The organism is Allotamlana fucoidanivorans (genome assembly GCF_006265225.1).
Classification (GTDB): domain Bacteria; phylum Bacteroidota; class Bacteroidia; order Flavobacteriales; family Flavobacteriaceae; genus Allotamlana; species Allotamlana fucoidanivorans.
Genome location: NZ_VDCS01000008.1, coordinates 94,844 through 113,626, shown reverse-complemented (window position 1 = coordinate 113,626; position 18,783 = coordinate 94,844). Strand labels below are relative to the sequence as shown.

Below are 18,783 nucleotides of genomic sequence, written 5' to 3'. Positions count from 1 at the left end.
CATGATTTTAGTTACAGGAGGTACAGGCTTAGTAGGAGCTCATTTATTATATAGACTGGTTAGCACTCATAAAAAAGTAAGGGCTATTTACAGAAATGAAAAAAAACTAACCAAAACGAAACAGGTTTTTGCTGGCTATACTAAAAACAGTGAGGCTCTTTTTAATACCATTGAATGGGTTATGGCCGACATTCTTGATATCTCAGCCCTAGATGCCGCATTTAAAAATGTCACGCATGTATATCATTGTGCAGCCTTTGTGTCTTTTGAGCCTGACAAATACCACCTCTTAAGAAAGATAAATATTGAAGGGACCGCTAATATTGTAAACCTAGCTATGGCACACCAAGTGACAAAACTATGCTATGCAAGTTCTGTTGCCACGCTGGGAAGAATGTTAAATAATGCACCTATAACAGAATCCACTTTTTGGAATCCTGAGGCAGAGAATACCGTTTATGCGATTACAAAATATGGTGCAGAAATGGAGGTTTGGCGTGCCACTCAAGAAGGTTTAAATGCTGTTATGGTAAATCCTGGTGTTATTTTAGGGGCTGGTATATGGCAATACGGATCGGGAAGTTTGTTCAAACGCGCTCACCGCGGATTAAAATATTTCTCCTCTGGAACCGTAGCCTTGGTTGCGGTTGAAGATGTGGTTGCCATCATGATAAAACTAATGGAAAGCGACATCCACAAAGAGCGTTTTATTTTAGTAGCTGAAAACTGGACATATAAAGATTTTCTATGTGCTTTAGCTCACTCAGTAAATGCAAAACCACCAAAAGCATTAGCTTCAAAACGTCTTTTAAATATAGCATGGAGACTGGATTGGCTCAAGCAAAAGCTTACTGGCAAAAGCAGGGTTTTAACCAAACAATTAACACACGCTATATCATCAGAAAAAAACTTTAGCAGCGAAAAAGTTATAAAAGCCCTTGATTATAATTTTAAACCTATTGACAGCACTATTTCTCAGGTAGGGCAACACTATCTGAAACAGGAGTAATTAATAAGGTATCTTGTTTTTCTGATTCTTTTTCAATCAGAATTTTTCTAATAGAATCTCTTTTTCTTAACATTGTTAAAGAATCTAATTGTTTAAAGCCTATCAAAAGGGTGTCAATGTCTTTTTCAATTCTAATAGCTCTTAAAGAATCCTCTTCTCTTTTTGTTTGTTCCTTCCACTCTAAAGCTTCTTGATCTTTAAGTTTTATATTGAGGCGTTCTAAACTATCAACAATAATTTTAAAAATCTCTTCATAGAGGTCCATATGATAGGCATAATAGCTGTTACTTTTTGCAAACTGCAAACTATCAATACCATGCTTTTTAAAAACATAAGAATTAATATCAAGATTGTTTTCTCGCATAATCCTTTTGTTCTTGGTATTTGCGGTGGTTAACAACTTGGCATCAATTAATATATTAACCATTTTATCCTTAGGAATTAAATCCTCAGGTTTTTCTGGACCTTTATATTCATTACACCCCAGAAAAACACATCCTACTACAAAACCAATACTAAATCGTCTTATCATCTGTTAAAAGTTAATCTTTTAGCAGCCTTTACCTCTTTAAATTTACCATTTTGATATACCAATGTACCATTTAAAAACGTATCTGTGATTCTAGACTTGAATGTAGAACCTTCAAAAGGCGACCAACCACATTTATAGAGGATATTTTCTTTTTGAACTGTAATTGGATTATTCAAATCAACTAAAACCAAATCGGCATAATATCCTTCTCTAATATACCCGCGTCTCTCAATTTGAAACAAAATAGCTGGATTATGGCACATTTTCTCTACCACCTTTTCAAGTGATATTTTTCCTTTATGATACATCTCTAACATGGCTTGTAAGGCATGTTGCACCAAAGGCCCTCCTGAAGGCGCTTTAGTATAAACATTATCTTTTTCAGCCTTAGTATGCGGCGCATGGTCTGTTGCAATAACATCAATTCTGCCATCTAATAAGGCTTTCCATAAAGCATCTCTGTCTGCAGCTGTTTTAACGGCAGGATTCCACTTAATATGCGTCCCTTTTGTTTTATAATCTTCATCTGAAAACCATAAATGATGCACACAAACCTCAGCTGTGATTTTTTTATCCTTTAAAGGAATTTTATTCGTAAATAATTGTGTCTCTTTACCTGTTGACAAATGAAAAATATGCAATCTGGCTCCTGTTTTTTTTGCAAGTTCAATAGCTTTAGAAGAAGACAAATAACAAGCTTCCTCACTTCTAATTAATGGATGACAATCAACAGGAATATCATCACCAAATTCATCATGATATTTCTTAAAGTTTCTTTTTATTGTCCCCTCATCTTCACAATGTACAGAGATAACCATATCTGTACTCTTAAATATTTTTTCAAGAACTTCAGGGTCATCAACCAACATATTTCCTGTTGAAGAACCTAAAAATAGTTTTAACCCAGCAACCTGATTTTTATCTAACTTTAATATTTCCTCTAAGTTATCATTAGTGCCTCCAAACATGAACGAATAATTAGCATACGATGTTTTTGCCGCAATATCAAACTTCTCTTCTAATTTCTCTACAGTAGTGGTTTGCGGATTTGTATTGGGCATTTCAACAAAAGATGTGATGCCTCCTGCTATTGCCGCTCTAGATTCTGTTTCAATATTAGCCTTATGTGTTAAACCTGGCTCTCTAAAATGAACCTGATCATCAATAACCCCTGGCAACACGTATTTTCCTTCGGCATCTATAAGTAAAACATCTGCTGATTTTGGACTTATGGATGCTTCAACTTGTTTAATATACTCGCCTTCAATTAAAATATCGCCACTCATTATTGTACCTTCATTTACAATTTTGGCATTTTTTATTAGTGTTATTTTATTTCTCATAGTTAATACACTTATGACTTCTGCAATAAACTTTTTAATTTCATGGATATGACCCCAAAAATAGCTTCTGAAATAATCCCAGAACTCAGTTTAGACTCCCCTTTAGTCCTATCTGTAAAAATAACAGGAACTTCAACAATATTAAACTGTTTTAAATACGCTTTAAATTTCATTTCAATTTGAAAGGCGTAACCAATAAACTTAATGTTATCTAAATCTATAGCTTCCAGCACTTCGCGTTTGTAGCATACAAAACCAGCTGTAGTATCATTTATTTTCATTCCTGTAATTAAGCGTACATATTTTGATGCTAAATAGGACATAAGTACCCTACTCATTGGCCAATTAACCACATTAACACCCGTTATATATCTGGAACCAATAGATAGATCTGCTCCATCAACCGCACAAGCTTCATATAATCGCATAATATCATTGGGGTTATGCGAAAAATCGGCATCCATTTCAAAAATATATTTATAGCCTCTACTTAAGCTCCACTTAAACCCGTGAATATAAGCTGTACCTAAGCCTGATTTTTCTCGTCGGACTTCAAGAAATAGTCTGTCTAAAAATTCTTTTTGCAGTTCTTTTACTTTTAACGCCGTGAGATCGGGAGAGTTATCATCTACAACAAGAACATGCAATTGGTTAGACTGTAGTAAAACAGCTCTAATAATGGCTTCTATGTTTTCAATCTCATTATATGTAGGTATAATAACAACCGTATTGGACATATTCATATGGTACTGAAACCTCGTATTTTTATTTAGCAAATGTACATCAATAAGCCTGTATTTTTTTTAAATATTTGCTAATAATATAAGCCAAAATTAAAATTTATAATAATTTTACCCCATGCTACGTCAAATAGTTTCAAATGAGTTGTTTACCGTGTTATTAATCATCTGTTTGATGATTGTTGCTATTGCTAAAATAATGGCTCCTAAGCGGTTTTATGATTTTATTCTTGTTTTAGGAAATGATAAATATTTAAAGATTTATTCAAGAGAACAGAAATTTTTCGACAAATTTGATGCACTCCTTTTTTCAAACCTTATCATTTCATTATCTATATTTTGCTTTATTATTTATAGATTTTCCAATGAAACCAACAAGATTCCAATAAATGACATGTTTAAGCTTGCTGTTGGGGCAAGCGTGTTTATTTTAATAAAAGTACTTGTAGAACGTCTAATAGGCAGCCTTTTTGAAATTGATAAACTTACAGATCAATACCTCTTTCAAAAAATCACCTTTAAAAATTATTTGGGCATCATACTTCTGCCTATCAATGCTTTACTTATTTATTCTTTTCAGCCTACATTAAGTTTTATTTATGGTATCGTTACCTTACTGTTTATAATTAATATTATGGGACTAATTAGTTCATTTAAAAGCAATCAAAGTCTTTTAAAACACAACTTGTTCTATTTTATTTTGTATCTTTGCGCTCTTGAAATTGCACCCTATATTATTTTATATAAGGTATTTATTAGCAACTAAGACAAACTACGTACCCATCTATGAAAGTAAAAACAATTTTAGTATCTCAGCCAGAACCTAAAATAGAGAACTCGCCTTACTTTGATTTACAGGAAAAACAACGCGTAAAAATTGACTTCAGACCTTTTATTCACGTTGAAGGTGTACCTGCCAAAGAAATCAGACAACAAAAAGTGGATCTAAATAATTATACAGCAATTATTTTAACTAGTAGAAATGCTGTTGATCATTTTTTTAGAGTTGCTGAAGAAATGCGTTTTAAGGTTCCTGATACCATGAAATACTTTTGCCAAAGTGAAGCTGTGGCTTACTACTTGCAAAAATATGTGGTTTACAGAAAACGTAAAATTTATGTTGGAAAAAGAACGTTTCCTGAGCTTACACCATTAATTAAGAAATATAAGGACGAAAAGTTCTTATTACCAAATACAGACAAGGTAAAACCATTGGTTCCTGAAACATTAAATGCTTTAGGGGTAAACTGGAAACAAGCCACATTTTATAAAACGGTGGTAAGTGACCTATCTGATTTAGCTAATGTATATTATGATGTTTTAGTATTTTTTAGTCCGTCTGGAATTGAATCGTTATTTCAAAACTTCCCAGACTTTAAACAAAATGATACTAGAATAGCTGTTTTTGGAAACACGACAATTCAAGCCGTTGAAGAAAAAGGATTGCGTGTAGATATTGCTGCCCCAACTCCAGAAACACCTTCAATGACTATGGCTCTTGAAAAATATATTGAAAAAGTTAATAAAGGAAAAAAATAATTCAAAACGTTTTCAAATAAAAAAAGAGGATGATATATTAAAAACATATCATCCTCTTTTTTTATCGTTCTAAAACGCATAGCGCTGTGGCCCGCCTCGTCTTATCTCCTCATTACAATGTGCTTCAAACTTCTTAAAATTTTCTCTAAAAGCATTAGTTAGTTTGAACGCCATCGTGTAATATGCTTCATCATCATTCCAAGTTTGTCTCGGACTCAATACACTGGTTGGCACCCCAGGGCATGTTCTAGGTTGCGCCACACCAAAAACCGAATGAATATGGTAATCATCATAATTGTATAAACCTAAATCACCATTTAAAACCGCATTAATCATGGCTCGGGTATATTTTAGTTTCATTCTGGTTCCAACACCATAAGGTCCGCCAGTCCATCCTGTGTTTACCAACCAAACATTCACCCCTGCTTCAATCATTTTATTACTCAACATTTCGGCATATTTTGAAGGGTGTAACGGCATAAATGGCGCCCCAAAACAGGCAGAAAACGAAGGCACTGGCTCTACTACACCAGCTTCAGTTCCTGCTACTTTTGCCGTATAGCCAGATATAAAATGATAAGCCGCTTGGCTTGGTGTTAATTTTGATATTGGTGGAATCACCCCAAAAGCATCGGCCGTTAAAAAGAAAATATTTTTTGGATTTTTCCCTATCGAAGGAACTTTAATATTTTCAATATGATTAATAGGATAACTTACTCTTGTGTTTTGCGTAATAGAGGTATTAGTAAAATCTACATGACCCGCTTCATCTAACACTACATTCTCAAGTATAGCACCTTTCTTTATAGCATCGTAAATCTCTGGTTCATTGTCTCTACATAAGTTAATAACCTTAGCATAACAGCCACCCTCAAAATTAAAGATGGTATTTTCTTGGGTCCAACCATGTTCATCGTCACCAATTAAACTTCTATTAGGATCTGTAGAAAGGGTTGTTTTTCCCGTACCAGACAACCCGAAAAAAATAGCCGTATCTCCCCCTTTACCCACATTAGCACTACAATGCATAGGAAGTGTTTTCTTGTAAACAGGCAATATAAAATTAAGGGCAGAAAATATGCCTTTCTTTATTTCACCCGTATAACCTGTGCCTCCAATTAAAGCAATTTTCTTAGAGAAATTTAATATAGCAAAGTTATGTTGTCTTGTACCATCAATATCGGGATTGGCCATAAAACCTGGCGCATTAACTACTAGCCATTCTGGATCAAAATGTTCTAGTTCTTCTTCAGTTGGACGCAAAAACATATTATAAGCAAATTGATTGCTCCAAGGATACTCATTTATAACCCGAATATTCAATTTATAATTTTCATCGGCACACGCACAACTATCTCTTACAAAGACTTCTTTTCCAGACAAATAGCTTATCACCTTATTATACAATGCATCAAATTTTTCGGAAGAAAACGGAATATTAATATTCCCCCACCAAACAAGATGTTCGGTAACCTCATCTTTAACAATAAACCGATCTTTTGGCGACCTTCCTGTAAATTCACCTGTTCTTACAGCTAATGCCCCAGATGACGCCTCAACACCTTGGTTTTTATCAAGCGTAATATGATGAAGCGCTTCAGGTGATAATTGATAATTGACCTGAGCGTTTGTTATACCATATTTCTCCAACGAAATCGTTTTCGTAAATTGATTAAAGCTACTCATTTAATAGAAAATTAATAGTTATACAGCAAAATTATGATAATTATTTTAAATAATTCGTATTATAAAAGATAGTTATTACTTGTTTTTTACGAAATTCATAATTAAAACCACCCAAGCGCTAATGAACAGTAAACCTCCAATTGGGGTTATAAAACCAATACGTTTAAAATTGAAATTAGTTAATGCATTTGTGGCAAGTCCATAAATGGAACCAGAAAAAAACAACACGCCAAATAAAACGAAACAACCTACATAATTTTTAGTTTTTTGTGACAGCCTTTCAGACCCTCCAACAAACAACAATAAAAGCGCATGATACATTTGATATTTCACACCAGTTTCAAATGTTTGTAGTGCTTCTAAAGAGATTAACTCTTTTAAACTATGCGCACCAAATGCACCAATTATAATACTAAGCCCTCCAAGTACTGCTCCTAAAGTTAAAATATTTCTACTCATTAAAATTAAATTATTCTTAATAAAAATTTATTTTTACTAACAAATGGTTAGTTTTTGTTCTCATTAAACGCCAAACTTAAAACACTTTACACTAAATATGCGACACATTTTAATTATTGGTGCCGGTAAATCTACATCGTATCTTTTAAAATACCTATTAGAAAAATCTGCTACTGAAAACTTATTCATTACCATAGGTGATTTGAATACTGAACGTATCAAGACGATGATTGGCTCGCATAACCATTGCAACATTATTAAGTTAGACATCTTTAATGAAATGGCACGAGTTGAAGCTATTCAAAATGCAGATATCGTTATTTCCATGTTACCTGCCCATTTACATATACAGGTAGCTAAAGATTGTGTGACTTTCAACAAGCATATGGTTACAGCATCTTATGTTAGTTCAGACATGCAACAACTACATAAAGAAGCCAAGAGAAAAAACTTAATCCTATTAAATGAAATAGGTGTAGACCCTGGTATCGATCATATGAGTGCTATGCAGGTGCTTGATAAAATTAGATCAAAAGGTGGAAAAATAATTCTATTTGAGTCATTTACTGGTGGACTGGTTGCCCCTGAAAGCGATACGAATTTATGGAATTACAAGTTTACCTGGAACCCAAGAAATGTAGTTATAGCTGGTCAAGGCGGCGCTGCAAAATTTCTTCAAGAAGGCACCTTTAAATACATTCCCTACAACCAACTGTTTAGGCGTACCGAATTTTTAAATATTGATAACTATGGTCAATTTGAAGTTTACGCTAACCGAGATTCTTTAAAATACCAACAGGCTTATGGTTTAAACCATGTAGCAACACTTTACAGAGGCACTATAAGACGTGTGGGATTTTGTAGAGCATGGCATATTTTTGTAACGCTGGGTATGACCGATGATAGCTATATTATTGAAGATAGTGAACATATGAGTTATAGAGATTTTGTGAATGCCTTTTTACCTTACAGCCCAAGTGATTCTGTTGAGCTTAAACTAAGACATCAACTTAAAATTGATCAAGATGATATTGTTTGGGATAAACTTGTTGAATTAAATTTATTTAGTGCTGACAAACCTGTTTTATTAAAAAAGGCTACACCTGCTCAAATACTACAGAAAATTTTAATGGATAGCTGGACACTCTCAGAAAACGATAAAGATATGATTGTGATGTATCATAAATTTGGCTATGAACTTGATGGTAAAAAGCATCAAATTGATGCCAATATGGTAGTTCTTGGTACCAATCAAACATATACCGCCATGGCTAAAACCGTAGGACTTCCAGTAGCTATGGCCACAATCGCCATTTTAAATAAAAAAATTACATCGCCTGGTGTACAAATACCTGTAACTAAAGAAATTTATACCCCCATTTTATTAGAACTTCAAAACCACGGTATAATTTTTAATGAGAGAGAAGTACCATATTTAGGGTACAATCCCTTAAACAATTAAACTGCTTGGCTTTACATTAATACCAAAATATCCCCCTTCAAGCTTATAAATCTTTAAACGATATCAATAGTCTTTGAATTCCTTTAAAAAAACATTTCATTCTTATAGCTTTTTATCAATTATAATTACAAATTAAAATCAAATCACTATTTTTACCGTCAAACCACAACACTAATGAAAAAACAAAAAGCTATTACCATTGATGGGATTGACAAAAAAATACTTCGCGTTTTAACCGAAGACGCCAGAACACCTATTTTAGAAATTGCACGAAATGTAGGCATCTCAGGAGCAGCCATTCACCAACGTCTTAGGAAACTTGAAAAATCAAAGCTTTTAGCGGGTTCTAAATTCATAATAAACCCAGAGGTTTTAGGCTATTCAACCATGGCCTTTGTTGGTATTTATTTAGACAAAGCGGCTATTACAGATGATGTTGTAAAAGCATTAAAGCGTTTCCCTGAAGTATTAGAATGTCATTTTACTACGGGAAACTATAATTTATTTATCAAACTATTAGCTTATGATAATGAGCATTTAATGCATTTACTTAATAAAAATATTCAATCTATAGCCGGTGTCTTAAGAACCGAATCGCTTATTTCATTACATCAACAAATTGATAGACAGATTAAAGTATAGTACTTTTTCACATCAAAAACACTGTATTTTAAACTATTGCAAAATTTTTCATTAACTTTATTACTAGTTAACTTACGAGCCTAGTGAAAAGTTTGATTTTTATTTGTGTATCATGCTCATTATTTTTCTCTAATAGTTTTGCTCAAAACATTGCATGGAATCAAAACTTTAATGAGATTAATTTAAATGCTTTGGCATTAGCTATCGGTGGTATTAGTGTGAGCTATGAGCGTACCTTAGCTAAAAATTCAGGTATAGGTATATCTACTTTTATTGCTTTTGACGAAGACGTCAAAAATGATTTTTTTAATTATTACGTAACCCCATATTATAGATTTTATTTGGGTAAAAAATACGCTTCTGGGTTTTTCCTTGAAGGGTTTGGTATGTTAAACTCCCAAAATATTAAGAAATATACCGGCGAAACTAGAACCATTTTTGGCTGGGGTCTATTTCCTGATATCAAAATTAGAGAAACCCGCACTGAAAAGGTAACAGATTTTGCGCTTGGCATAGGTTTAGGCTCAAAATGGATTACCCGTTCAAATATCATCATAGCTTTTAATATTGGCGTGGGAAGCAATCTCTTTGGAGATTATGGCAATGCGTCTACGAATAAACGTATCATTGGAAAATCCTCTATATCAGCCGGCTATCGATTTTAAATAAAAAACGCCTGAATAAAAAAACTCAGGCGCCTTATTTTTTACAATTCTATATCGTGGTTATTCTTTCATTTTCAATAACCATGAACGCACATCCACTTCATTTTTGATGATAGTTCTTAAATCATCTATCTTAACACGTTGTTGTTCCATGGTATCACGATGACGAATGGTAACCGTGTTATCTTCAAGCGTATCATGATCTACAGTAATACAGAACGGTGTTCCGTTAGCATCTTGTCTGCGGTAACGTCTTCCAACCGCATCCTTTTCATCGTAAATAACATTGAAATCCCACTTCAATTCATCTACTATTTTCCTAGCTACATCAGGCAATCCATCTTTTTTAACTAAAGGTAAAACAGCTGCTTTTACAGGTGCTAAAACACTTGGTAATTTTAAAACTGTTCTTGATGTACCGTTTTCTAATTCTTCTTCAACTAACGAATTTGAGAATACCGCTAAGAACATTCTATCTAACCCAATAGACGTTTCTAACACATAAGGCACATAGCTTTTATTTTCTTCTGGATCAAAATATTGTAGTTTTTTGCCAGAGTATTTTTCGTGTTGTGATAAATCAAAATCGGTACGTGAATGAATCCCTTCTAGTTCTTTAAATCCGAATGGGAATTTAAACTCAATATCGCAAGCAGCATCAGCGTAGTGTGCTAATTTTTCATGGTCGTGAAATCGGTAATTGTCTGCTCCCATTCCTAATGATAAATGCCATTTAAGTCTGGTTTCTTTCCAATGTTCATACCATTCTTGTTGCGTGCCTGGCTTGATAAAAAACTGCATTTCCATTTGTTCAAACTCACGCATTCTAAAGATAAATTGTCTGGCGACAATTTCATTTCTGAATGCCTTACCTGTTTGCGCAATTCCAAACGGAATCTTCATACGTCCCGTTTTTTGAACGTTTAAGAAATTTACGAATATACCTTGGGCCGTTTCAGGACGTAAGTATAAATCCATAGCATTTTCTGCTGAAGCTCCTAATTTGGTACCAAACATCAAGTTGAATTGCTTCACATCAGTCCAGTTTTTACTTCCTGTAAGCGGATCGGCTATTTCTAACTCTTCAATAAGCGCTTTTACATCTGCTAAATCTTCATTTTCTAATGATTTGGCCATTCGTGACAGAATGCTGTCAATTTTTTCTTGATAACTTAGTACACGACCGTTAGTCGACACAAATTCCTCCTTATTAAAAGCGTCTCCAAAGCGTTTTTCGGCTTTAGCCACTTCTTTATCAATTTTTGCTTCTATTTTAGCACAATAATCTTCAATTAAAACATCAGCTCTATACCGTTTTTTAGAATCTTTGTTATCAATTAAAGGATCATTAAAAGCATCAACATGCCCTGAGGCTTTCCATGTAGTAGGATGCATAAAAATTGCCGCATCAATCCCTACTATATTGTCATGCATTTGCACCATGGCTTTCCACCAATAGTCGCGAATGTTTTTCTTTAGTTCAGCACCATTTTGAGCATAGTCATAAACTGCACTTAAACCATCATATATTTCGCTACTTTGAAATACATACCCGTACTCCTTAGCATGCGATATTACCTTCTTAAATTTATCATCTTGATTTGCCATGCTGCAAAAATATAAAACCGCTTGTAACTAAAAGCTTGTTTATTAAAAAATAACGATTGAATACCTTCATTTTTTTACCTAAGTTTACAAGATTACATTCATAAACCATGCTCAAATCTTTAATCAATTTATTTTTTCCAAAAGTATGTTGTGCATGCTCTAATTTTTTAGGGGATTATGAAGACACTATTTGCACCAATTGCCGGCATGATTTACCTGTAACCAATTTTCATTTTGATAAAACAGATAATGTTGCTAAAGTGTTGTATGGTCGTGCAAAAATTGAAACTGGTACGGCATTATTCCGATTTGAAAAACAGAGTAAAGTGCAACACCTTATTCATAATTTAAAATACAAAAACCAAGAACAAATTGGTGTTGTTCTAGGCAACTGGTTAGGGCATGAACTACAAGAATGCGATGCTTTTAAGCAAATTGATGCTGTTATACCTGTGCCTCTTCACAAGAAAAAACTGCAACAAAGAGGATTTAATCAAGTGGCTAAATTTGGCCAACAAATAGCACAGGCTTTACAGGCTGATTATATAGATGATGTGCTACTAAAAGTGACCAACACCTCATCACAAACCAAGAAAAATCGCCTTACACGATGGCAAAAAAGCGCTGAACTCTTTGCCTTAGTCAATCAAGAAAAAATTGAGAACAAACATCTATTACTTGTTGATGACTTGATTACTACTGGCGCAACCATGGAGGCTTGCATTCTAGTTTTAAGCCAAGCTAAGAATATAAAAATTAGCATTGCTACTATGGCAATAGCCCTATGAATTACACGTTATATCTTGAAAATTATGTAGGTTTGTAAAAATTTAAATTTGCTGATGAATAAGACGCTTTCAAATTTTATTTTCGCCTTTATTTTAGGTATTATTTTTATCAACTGTGCCAACCGAGGCACGCCTCAAGGCGGACCAAAAGATGAAACACCTCCAGTTATTATAGCGTCATCTCCAGAGAACAACTCAATACATTTTGATGCGGAAGAAATTGAAATCACCTTTGATGAGTATATCAAAATTAAAGATCTTTCAAAACAACTTATTATTTCGCCTCCTATGAAGCATAAACCTGATATTACCCCTTTAGGTAATGCCAGTAAAAAAATCACCATAAAAATAAATGACACGTTAGAACCCAATGCTACATATGCCTTTAACTTTGGTAATAGCATACAAGACAACAACGAAGGCAACCCTTACCCGTATTATCGATATGTATTTTCCACTGGTGACTACATTGATTCCTTAACCGTACAAGGCACCATTGTTCATGCTATTGACACAAAACCTGAATCCTTTGTAAATGTGGGGCTTTATGAAGTTGACTCTACGTTTACAGACTCTATCATTTACACAGAAGTACCTAAGTACATTACAAATACTTTAGATAGCTTAACTACTTTTTCTATTGAAAACATAAAAGCAGGTAAATATTTGCTTGTTGCATTAAAAGACAATAATGGAGACAATAAATTTCAACAGAAAACAGACCAAATTGCCTTTCAAAGCACGTTTATTGAAGTTCCTACAGATTCGTTATACACCTTGAAATTATTTTCAGAAGAATTGGATTATAAGGCAACCAGACCACGACTCATTTCGGGAGAAAAAATAGCCTTTGGCTACGAAGGAAATTATGAGGGCATGAATATCAAATTAGTGTCTGAAACACCAGCCGAGTTTGAATACAGGGTTACAAAAGACCCAAAAACCGACACATTAAATTACTGGTACAAGCCGAGATTAGAGGTAGATTCTCTTGTTTTTAATGTTTCACATCCTACTCTCTTTGAAAAAGACTTCACCGTGCGTATTAGTGAGCAAAAAAGAGATTCGTTGATATTAGATGCCTCCCCCGAGGGCACCATTGGCCTAGATGAACCTTTTAAAATTTCAGGCTCTACGCCTATTGATCATTTTGATGCTTCAAAAGTTAAAATCATGGACAGAGATTCTACCATAATAGCCTTTACATCAACCTTTGATAGTATTAACAACACCTATGCTTTAGATTTCAATAAAACTGAAGATAACGGCTATCAAGTGCAGCTTCTCCCAGAGGCATTCACTGACTTTTTTGAAGATAAAAACGACACCATTTTTTACACATTAAAAACTCGAAAGTCATCCGATTACGGATATGTACGTTTTACATTGGTTAACGCTCAATATCCACTCATCATTCAGTTGACAGATAAAGGTGGTAAGGTAAAACGTGAACAAGCTGTTGCCCAACCAGGCACTGTAGATTTTTTAAATCTAAGTCCTGCTATGTATTCTATTCGCGTGATTCATGATGCCAATGGTAACCAAAAGTTTGACACGGGTAATTATTTAAAAAAGATACAACCCGAAAAAGTAAGTCATTTTCAGGATATTGAAATTAGAGCTGATTGGGGTATTCAAGAAACGCTTGAATTTACTCAATAGTAAAATGATCTCTATCGTTTAAAAATTTTAATTTATTTCGGTAGGCTTCAATATGTCGCTTTTCAAGTGTAATGGTTTGAATCGTTTCGGTTCCTGCTTCCGTTTTTAGAATCTCTTGTCCCAACACATTATAAACTACTGAGTGCCCTGAATATACACTATTTACACCGTCAACCCCTACTCTATTAACACCAATACAATAGCTCATGTTTTCAATGGCGCGGGCTTTGAGCAAAGCATCCCAAGCCGTAATTCTGGGCTTTGGCCAGTTAGCTACATAGATTAAAACATCATAGTTGTCAACATTTCTAGCCCAAACAGGAAAACGCAAATCATAGCATATTAAAGGACATATACGCCACCCTTTATAATCAATTAGCACCTTTTCATCACCTGAAGTATACACCTTATCTTCACCAACTAAAGTAAATGTATGGCGTTTGTTATAGGTTGTAATACGTCCGGAGGGTTCTACAAAAAGTAAACGGTTGTAATAGTTTTTATCTTCATCAGAAATCACCAAACTTCCTAATATAGCCGCTCCTTTTGTTACGGCTAACTGCTTCATCCATGATACCGTTGCTCCTTCCATAGGTTCTGCTACTTTTGAAGCGTTCATAGTAAACCCAGAAGTAAACATTTCTGGCAAAACAATGATATCAACAGCCTTGGTTATACCAAGTATTTTCGTTTCAAAATTTTCGCGATTCGCCTTTGGATTTTCCCAAACCAAATCAGATTGTATTACGGCTATATTTAATTGACTTTGCATATTATGTTACAAGTTTCACCAAAATATACGCATTTTATAAATGGCACAAAATATCTGCAGCACGTTTTAAAGAATCTTCAGACTTAGCAAAGCAGAAACGCAAGGCTTTATAGTCTAAATTATTGGTGTTAAAAACGGATAATGGAATGGAAGCAATGCCTGATTCTACAGTTAATCGTTTAGCATAGTCTACATCATACTCATCGGTTATTGCAGAATAATTCAATACCTGAAAATAAGTGCCCTTAGTAGGCACATAAGTAAACCTAGATTCCTTTATGAGGCTTAAAAATAAATCACGTTTCCTTTGATAAAATGCAGATAACCCTAAATAATGCTCAGGTTCTTGCATATAATCCGCAATCCCTTTTTGGGTGGGATGGTGCACACAAAACACATTAAATTGATGCACTTGCATAAATAACTCCATAAGCGTTTTTGGAGCACAGCAATACCCTATACGCCAACCTGTATTGTGGAATGTTTTACAAAACGAGGCCACTAAAAAACTTCTTGATTTTAAATCAGGAAACAAACATACACTTTGATGCTTGTTAGCATCATAAATCATATGTTCATAAACCTCATCACTTAACACAATAATATTGGTGTCCCTGGTAAGTTCCTGCAACCGCAACATATCTGCCTTTGAAAAAACCATCCCCGTTGGGTTATGCGGCGAATTAATTATAATCATTTTTGTACGAACACTAATGCTTTGCTTTACTTCCTCCCAATTTACGCAATACTCTGGTGCCCGAAGTTGTATGAGTACAGGTTTACCGCCATGAAGCCTAATCCCTGGTTCATAACTATCATAAGCTGGTTTAAACACAATAACTTCATCACCCTGTTTAATAAAGGTTGTTAATATTGTTGAAATGGCTTGAGTAGCACCAGCGGTGACCGTTATTTCATTATCAGGATGATAGTTGGTATGGTATAGCGTTTCTATTTTATTAGCAATAGCCGTTCGCAACTCTAAATTACCTGCCATAGGCGCATATTGATTATACCCAGAATGCATGGCTTGGTTTACCAAATCAATAAGTTTTGAATCACTGCCAAAATCTGGAAACCCCTGCGAGAAGTTAATAGCATGGTGCTTTTTTGCCAATCCGCTCATCACTGAAAAAATGGTAGTGCCAACATGAGGTAATTTTGAACTGTGCCGCATCCTTACTAAATTTATGAATTGTTGCTATATAAAATCTGTATTAAATGCTATTCAGGCTAAACGATGTTCATTTTCTTTAACAAAAAGGAGGCATTCATATTTTGACACACACCCTTTTTTAGTCTAAAATCAAAAAACAACTCATCGTTAATAATTTCAGCATCAAAATAATAGTTTTTTACGTCTTTTAATTCATTTTCAATATCACAAAGACTTAAATCATGCGTTGCTATAATGCCTGTTGCTTTTGAGGCTACTAGTTTTTCAACAAACTTTCTTGAACCAATGGCCTTATCGGTACTATTTGTGCCTTTTAAAATTTCATCTAAAACTATAAAGTAAGACGCATCTTCTTGAATAGCATCAACAATGAACTTCAATCGTGTTAATTCCGAAAAGAAATATGAACTATCATCTGTCAAAGAATCTGACGTTCGCATACTTGTAATGAGTTTCATGGGCGTATATGTGCTTGACGCAGCACACACAGGCAATCCCATATTGGCCATAATGATATGTAAAGAAATGGTTCTTAAAAACGTACTTTTTCCAGCCATGTTAGCTCCTGTTACAATAAAAAACTGACTTTGTTCTATGTATACATCACTCGTAATTCGTTTTGCCTCATTCAGCATAGGATGCCCTAATTTTTCAGCATTAATAATGGGGCCGTTTTCAAAAATCTCGGGAAAAACAAACTTAGGATGATTAAAAGTATAGTTCCCCAACGTGTTATACGCATCAAAAAAGGCAACCACCTCAAACCAATCGGCTACTTTGGAGCCATAGGTATCAATCCATTGTTCTATGGCAAAACTATTTCTTAGGTCATTTAAAAACAACCCATTTCCAAAAATGGCTCCTATTAAGTTGTTTCTATTATCAAGAGCATCTAAGTGTTTAGAAAATGTTTTGAATACTATTGATGCTTTTTTACCGTGACATTCTATTAACTTTTGTTTTTCTATAAGCAAATCTGAAGCAAAGGTTTGCCGTTCAATCAAATCTAACAAGGCCGCATACTGCCTAAAAGTATCTCTAATTTTATCCGTTTTAAGCGCTAAAACATTAACTTTTTTAAGATAAATTCCCGTAATTCCAAGCCCAAGTAGTAACAGATACCCCAACAACGCTTTATTGGTTACTATATTCAAGACCGTTAAAACAAGAATCATGACTGAAGTTATACTAAAACCTAATGGAACCCACTTTATAACCTTTGGCAAAAAAGGTTGATAATGGTTTAACCAACTCTTGATTTGGTTGACCGAAGTTTCTAGGTTAACTAAGCGCGCTACTGCTGTATATTGCTGACGCCATTCTGGTGCACTGGAAAGTTCTTTTATAGCCTCTTGGCGTTGCTTTATATTACCAATTTTATTTGCCTTTAAAAAATACGCTAGCTTTTGTGTACCTTCTTGAACAGCCGTTCTGTTGATAACCTGAAAAAAAGAACCTCGACCAAACAAATCTACATCAAGACTATAACTATGATTAGCGTCTTGAAATTGCAATCCGTTAGGTTCTTCGAAAAAATCACCCGAAGCTATTTTCAACTCCAACTCATTAAGTTTAACCAGTTCTTGATGCAACCTTTTTTGGCGCTTCACGTCCGTATAGCGAGACAGCAAATAAATAAACACCACAATGCCCAAAACAGCTATACCAACGGCCAATTCCCATGTATTAAAAAAATAGTACACACCATAAGCCGTCAATAAAAAAAACGCTACACGCATAAAGCTTAAACGAATCATGCGCTTGCTATAGGTTTTTTCCTGAAGCTGATGTTTTGTTAATTGTTTTTCGTAATAGTTTAAGGGATGTATCATCCGAAAAAGATTTAAGCATAAAGAAACAAAAAAGCCCTGAACTATCTCAGAGCTTTATGATGTATTTTATGTGAGTAATATTTAGTCTCTTCCGCCAAATATCTGTAACGCCCAGTAAAGTAAGTTTGCTAAAGCACCTATGGCTGCTACTAAATAGGTTCTGGCTGCCCATTTCAAGGCATCTTCCGATCCTTTATATTCTTCAGGAGTTACCATATTTTTATTTTTTAACCAAGCTAAGGCTCTATTGCTCGCATCATATTCAACTGGCAATGTGATAAAGCTAAAAAGCGTAGCCATTCCCATGAATACAACACCCAAAACCGCAACCCACCAGCCTAAACCTAAACCAGCTGCACCACCTAGCACGAGTCCGCCAATAATTAACCACTGTGACATACCTGATGTAACACTAACTACTGGCACCAGTGCAGATCGCATTTCTAACCAGCTATAAGCTTGAGCATGCTGAACAGCATGCCCACATTCATGTGCTGCTACAGCTGCAGCTGCGGCATTACGCTGATTATATACTGCTTCACTCAAATTAATCGTTTTGTTTTTAGGATTGTAATGATCTGTTAAACGCCCAGGGGTTGAAATCACCTCAACATCATAAATTCCATTATCAGCAAGCATTTTTTCTGCTATTTCGGCTCCGCTCATACCGTTTCTTAAATGCACTTTTGAATACTTTTCAAACTTGCGTTTTAAGGTGTTACTAACTGCCCAACTTACCAGAGCAATAGCTCCAATTAATATATAATATCCAATCATGGTTTTCTTTTTTTAATTTCTAAATTCAGGAATAAAGATAACAAAAATAAAGCCAAGGATTTCAAATGAAATAATGTCAGTTAGATGTTA

At 34.5% G+C, this 18,783-nt stretch carries 18 protein-coding genes; 8 read left to right on the top strand and 10 right to left on the bottom strand.

The features are described from left to right. Nucleotide 1: 1 nt before the first annotated feature. On the top strand, nucleotides 2-1,009 hold the full coding sequence (locus FGF67_RS09400; RefSeq protein ID WP_139697072.1) for an NAD-dependent epimerase/dehydratase family protein: 1,008 nt from the start codon (nucleotides 2-4) through the stop codon (nucleotides 1,007-1,009). Here the strand turns inward: FGF67_RS09400 and FGF67_RS09395 are convergent. The 3 genes from FGF67_RS09395 to FGF67_RS09385 are packed head-to-tail and all read right to left on the bottom strand — an operon-like array spanning nucleotide 969 to nucleotide 3,621. After that, nucleotides 969-1,541: a DUF4296 domain-containing protein gene (locus FGF67_RS09395; RefSeq protein WP_139697070.1), complete on the bottom strand. Its 573-nt coding sequence runs from the start codon at nucleotides 1,539-1,541 to the stop codon at nucleotides 969-971. The two genes, FGF67_RS09400 and FGF67_RS09395, sit on opposite strands and share 41 nt — an antisense overlap. Continuing rightward, on the bottom strand, nucleotides 1,538-2,884 hold the full coding sequence (locus FGF67_RS09390) for a dihydroorotase (RefSeq protein ID WP_139697069.1): 1,347 nt from the start codon (nucleotides 2,882-2,884) through the stop codon (nucleotides 1,538-1,540). The genes FGF67_RS09395 and FGF67_RS09390 overlap by 4 nt, the downstream gene beginning before the upstream one ends. Nucleotides 2,885-2,895: 11 nt before the next feature. Next, the gene (locus tag FGF67_RS09385; protein ID WP_139697067.1) at nucleotides 2,896-3,621 is read right to left on the bottom strand and encodes a polyprenol monophosphomannose synthase; all 726 of its coding nucleotides are present in this window, start codon (nucleotides 3,619-3,621) and stop codon (nucleotides 2,896-2,898) included. A gap of 121 nt (nucleotides 3,622-3,742) precedes the next feature. On the opposite strand from FGF67_RS09385, the gene FGF67_RS09380 reads away from it, so the two are divergent. Both FGF67_RS09380 and FGF67_RS09375 read left to right on the top strand, forming a co-directional pair. Further along, on the top strand, nucleotides 3,743-4,390 hold the full coding sequence (locus FGF67_RS09380) for a DUF4271 domain-containing protein (protein ID WP_139697065.1): 648 nt from the start codon (nucleotides 3,743-3,745) through the stop codon (nucleotides 4,388-4,390). 20 nt (nucleotides 4,391-4,410) lie between these two features. After that, a complete protein-coding gene (locus tag FGF67_RS09375; protein WP_139697062.1) occupies nucleotides 4,411-5,163 on the top strand; it encodes a uroporphyrinogen-III synthase in 753 nt (250 codons plus the stop codon). Between the two features lie 69 nt (nucleotides 5,164-5,232). On the opposite strand, the gene pckA is transcribed toward FGF67_RS09375, so the two are convergent. Together pckA and FGF67_RS09365 are read right to left on the bottom strand one after the other, a co-directional pair. Next, a complete protein-coding gene (gene pckA / locus FGF67_RS09370; protein ID WP_139697060.1) occupies nucleotides 5,233-6,849 on the bottom strand; it encodes a phosphoenolpyruvate carboxykinase (ATP) in 1,617 nt (538 codons plus the stop codon). 75 nt (nucleotides 6,850-6,924) lie between these two features. Next, nucleotides 6,925-7,308 (bottom strand): DUF423 domain-containing protein, encoded by a 384-nt coding sequence (locus tag FGF67_RS09365; RefSeq protein WP_139697059.1) that lies wholly within the window; start codon nucleotides 7,306-7,308, stop codon nucleotides 6,925-6,927. A 97-nt stretch (nucleotides 7,309-7,405) separates the two neighbouring features. Here FGF67_RS09365 and FGF67_RS09360 point away from each other — a divergent pair, with 97 nt between their 5' ends. From FGF67_RS09360 to FGF67_RS09350, 3 genes are all read left to right on the top strand, one after another. After that, on the top strand, nucleotides 7,406-8,770 hold the full coding sequence (locus tag FGF67_RS09360) for a saccharopine dehydrogenase family protein (RefSeq protein ID WP_139697056.1): 1,365 nt from the start codon (nucleotides 7,406-7,408) through the stop codon (nucleotides 8,768-8,770). Nucleotides 8,771-8,944: 174 nt separating this feature from the next. Then, entirely contained in the window at nucleotides 8,945-9,412 is a 468-nt protein-coding gene (locus tag FGF67_RS09355) for an Lrp/AsnC family transcriptional regulator (protein WP_139697055.1), read from the top strand. An 83-nt stretch (nucleotides 9,413-9,495) separates the two neighbouring features. Further along, nucleotides 9,496-10,077 carry a DUF3575 domain-containing protein gene (locus FGF67_RS09350; RefSeq protein WP_139697052.1) on the top strand — a complete coding sequence of 194 codons (582 nt, stop codon included), beginning with the start codon at nucleotides 9,496-9,498 and terminating at the stop codon, nucleotides 10,075-10,077. Between the two features lie 60 nt (nucleotides 10,078-10,137). Here FGF67_RS09350 and FGF67_RS09345 read toward each other — a convergent pair whose 3' ends face one another. Further along, entirely contained in the window at nucleotides 10,138-11,685 is a 1,548-nt protein-coding gene (locus FGF67_RS09345; RefSeq protein WP_139697050.1) for a glycine--tRNA ligase, read from the bottom strand. Nucleotides 11,686-11,792: 107 nt separating this feature from the next. Between FGF67_RS09345 and FGF67_RS09340 the strand changes: the two genes are divergently transcribed. Both FGF67_RS09340 and FGF67_RS09335 read left to right on the top strand, forming a co-directional pair. After that, nucleotides 11,793-12,473, top strand: a complete 681-nt coding sequence (locus tag FGF67_RS09340; protein WP_139697047.1) for a ComF family protein — start codon at nucleotides 11,793-11,795, stop codon at nucleotides 12,471-12,473. 54 nt (nucleotides 12,474-12,527) lie between these two features. Next, nucleotides 12,528-14,135: an Ig-like domain-containing protein gene (locus tag FGF67_RS09335; RefSeq protein WP_139697045.1), complete on the top strand. Its 1,608-nt coding sequence runs from the start codon at nucleotides 12,528-12,530 to the stop codon at nucleotides 14,133-14,135. On the opposite strand, the gene FGF67_RS09330 is transcribed toward FGF67_RS09335, so the two are convergent. From FGF67_RS09330 to FGF67_RS09315, 4 genes are all read right to left on the bottom strand, one after another. After that, the gene (locus tag FGF67_RS09330; RefSeq protein WP_139697044.1) at nucleotides 14,125-14,907 is read right to left on the bottom strand and encodes an amidohydrolase; all 783 of its coding nucleotides are present in this window, start codon (nucleotides 14,905-14,907) and stop codon (nucleotides 14,125-14,127) included. The two genes, FGF67_RS09335 and FGF67_RS09330, sit on opposite strands and share 11 nt — an antisense overlap. A 34-nt stretch (nucleotides 14,908-14,941) precedes the next feature. Further along, nucleotides 14,942-16,084, bottom strand: a complete 1,143-nt coding sequence (locus FGF67_RS09325; protein ID WP_139697042.1) for a methionine aminotransferase — start codon at nucleotides 16,082-16,084, stop codon at nucleotides 14,942-14,944. A gap of 56 nt (nucleotides 16,085-16,140) precedes the next feature. Beyond that, on the bottom strand, nucleotides 16,141-17,916 hold the full coding sequence (locus tag FGF67_RS09320; protein ID WP_139697040.1) for a MutS-related protein: 1,776 nt from the start codon (nucleotides 17,914-17,916) through the stop codon (nucleotides 16,141-16,143). Between the two features lie 81 nt (nucleotides 17,917-17,997). After that, complete coding sequence (locus tag FGF67_RS09315; RefSeq protein WP_139697037.1) at nucleotides 17,998-18,693, bottom strand: zinc metallopeptidase; 696 nt, start codon at nucleotides 18,691-18,693, stop codon at nucleotides 17,998-18,000. Nucleotides 18,694-18,783: the final 90 nt, after the last annotated feature.

Excerpts from the sequence above, each read along its gene's own strand:
- FGF67_RS09365 (WP_139697059.1), bottom strand. The coding sequence starts at position 7,308 with ATGAGTAGAAATATTTTAACTTTAGGAGCAGTACTTGGAGGGCTTAGT.
- FGF67_RS09360 (WP_139697056.1), top strand. The coding sequence starts at position 7,406 with ATGCGACACATTTTAATTATTGGTGCCGGTAAATCTACATCGTATCTT.
- FGF67_RS09380 (WP_139697065.1), top strand. The coding sequence starts at position 3,743 with ATGCTACGTCAAATAGTTTCAAATGAGTTGTTTACCGTGTTATTAATC.
- FGF67_RS09355 (WP_139697055.1), top strand. The coding sequence starts at position 8,945 with ATGAAAAAACAAAAAGCTATTACCATTGATGGGATTGACAAAAAAATA.
- FGF67_RS09345 (WP_139697050.1), bottom strand. The coding sequence starts at position 11,685 with ATGGCAAATCAAGATGATAAATTTAAGAAGGTAATATCGCATGCTAAG.
- FGF67_RS09400 (WP_139697072.1), top strand. The coding sequence starts at position 2 with ATGATTTTAGTTACAGGAGGTACAGGCTTAGTAGGAGCTCATTTATTA.
- pckA (WP_139697060.1), bottom strand. The coding sequence starts at position 6,849 with ATGAGTAGCTTTAATCAATTTACGAAAACGATTTCGTTGGAGAAATAT.
- FGF67_RS09325 (WP_139697042.1), bottom strand. The coding sequence starts at position 16,084 with ATGCGGCACAGTTCAAAATTACCTCATGTTGGCACTACCATTTTTTCA.
- FGF67_RS09320 (WP_139697040.1), bottom strand. The coding sequence starts at position 17,916 with ATGATACATCCCTTAAACTATTACGAAAAACAATTAACAAAACATCAG.
- FGF67_RS09385 (WP_139697067.1), bottom strand. The coding sequence starts at position 3,621 with ATGTCCAATACGGTTGTTATTATACCTACATATAATGAGATTGAAAAC.
- FGF67_RS09390 (WP_139697069.1), bottom strand. The coding sequence starts at position 2,884 with ATGAGAAATAAAATAACACTAATAAAAAATGCCAAAATTGTAAATGAA.
- FGF67_RS09395 (WP_139697070.1), bottom strand. The coding sequence starts at position 1,541 with ATGATAAGACGATTTAGTATTGGTTTTGTAGTAGGATGTGTTTTTCTG.
- FGF67_RS09335 (WP_139697045.1), top strand. The coding sequence starts at position 12,528 with ATGAATAAGACGCTTTCAAATTTTATTTTCGCCTTTATTTTAGGTATT.
- FGF67_RS09315 (WP_139697037.1), bottom strand. The coding sequence starts at position 18,693 with ATGATTGGATATTATATATTAATTGGAGCTATTGCTCTGGTAAGTTGG.
- FGF67_RS09375 (WP_139697062.1), top strand. The coding sequence starts at position 4,411 with ATGAAAGTAAAAACAATTTTAGTATCTCAGCCAGAACCTAAAATAGAG.
- FGF67_RS09340 (WP_139697047.1), top strand. The coding sequence starts at position 11,793 with ATGCTCAAATCTTTAATCAATTTATTTTTTCCAAAAGTATGTTGTGCA.
- FGF67_RS09330 (WP_139697044.1), bottom strand. The coding sequence starts at position 14,907 with ATGCAAAGTCAATTAAATATAGCCGTAATACAATCTGATTTGGTTTGG.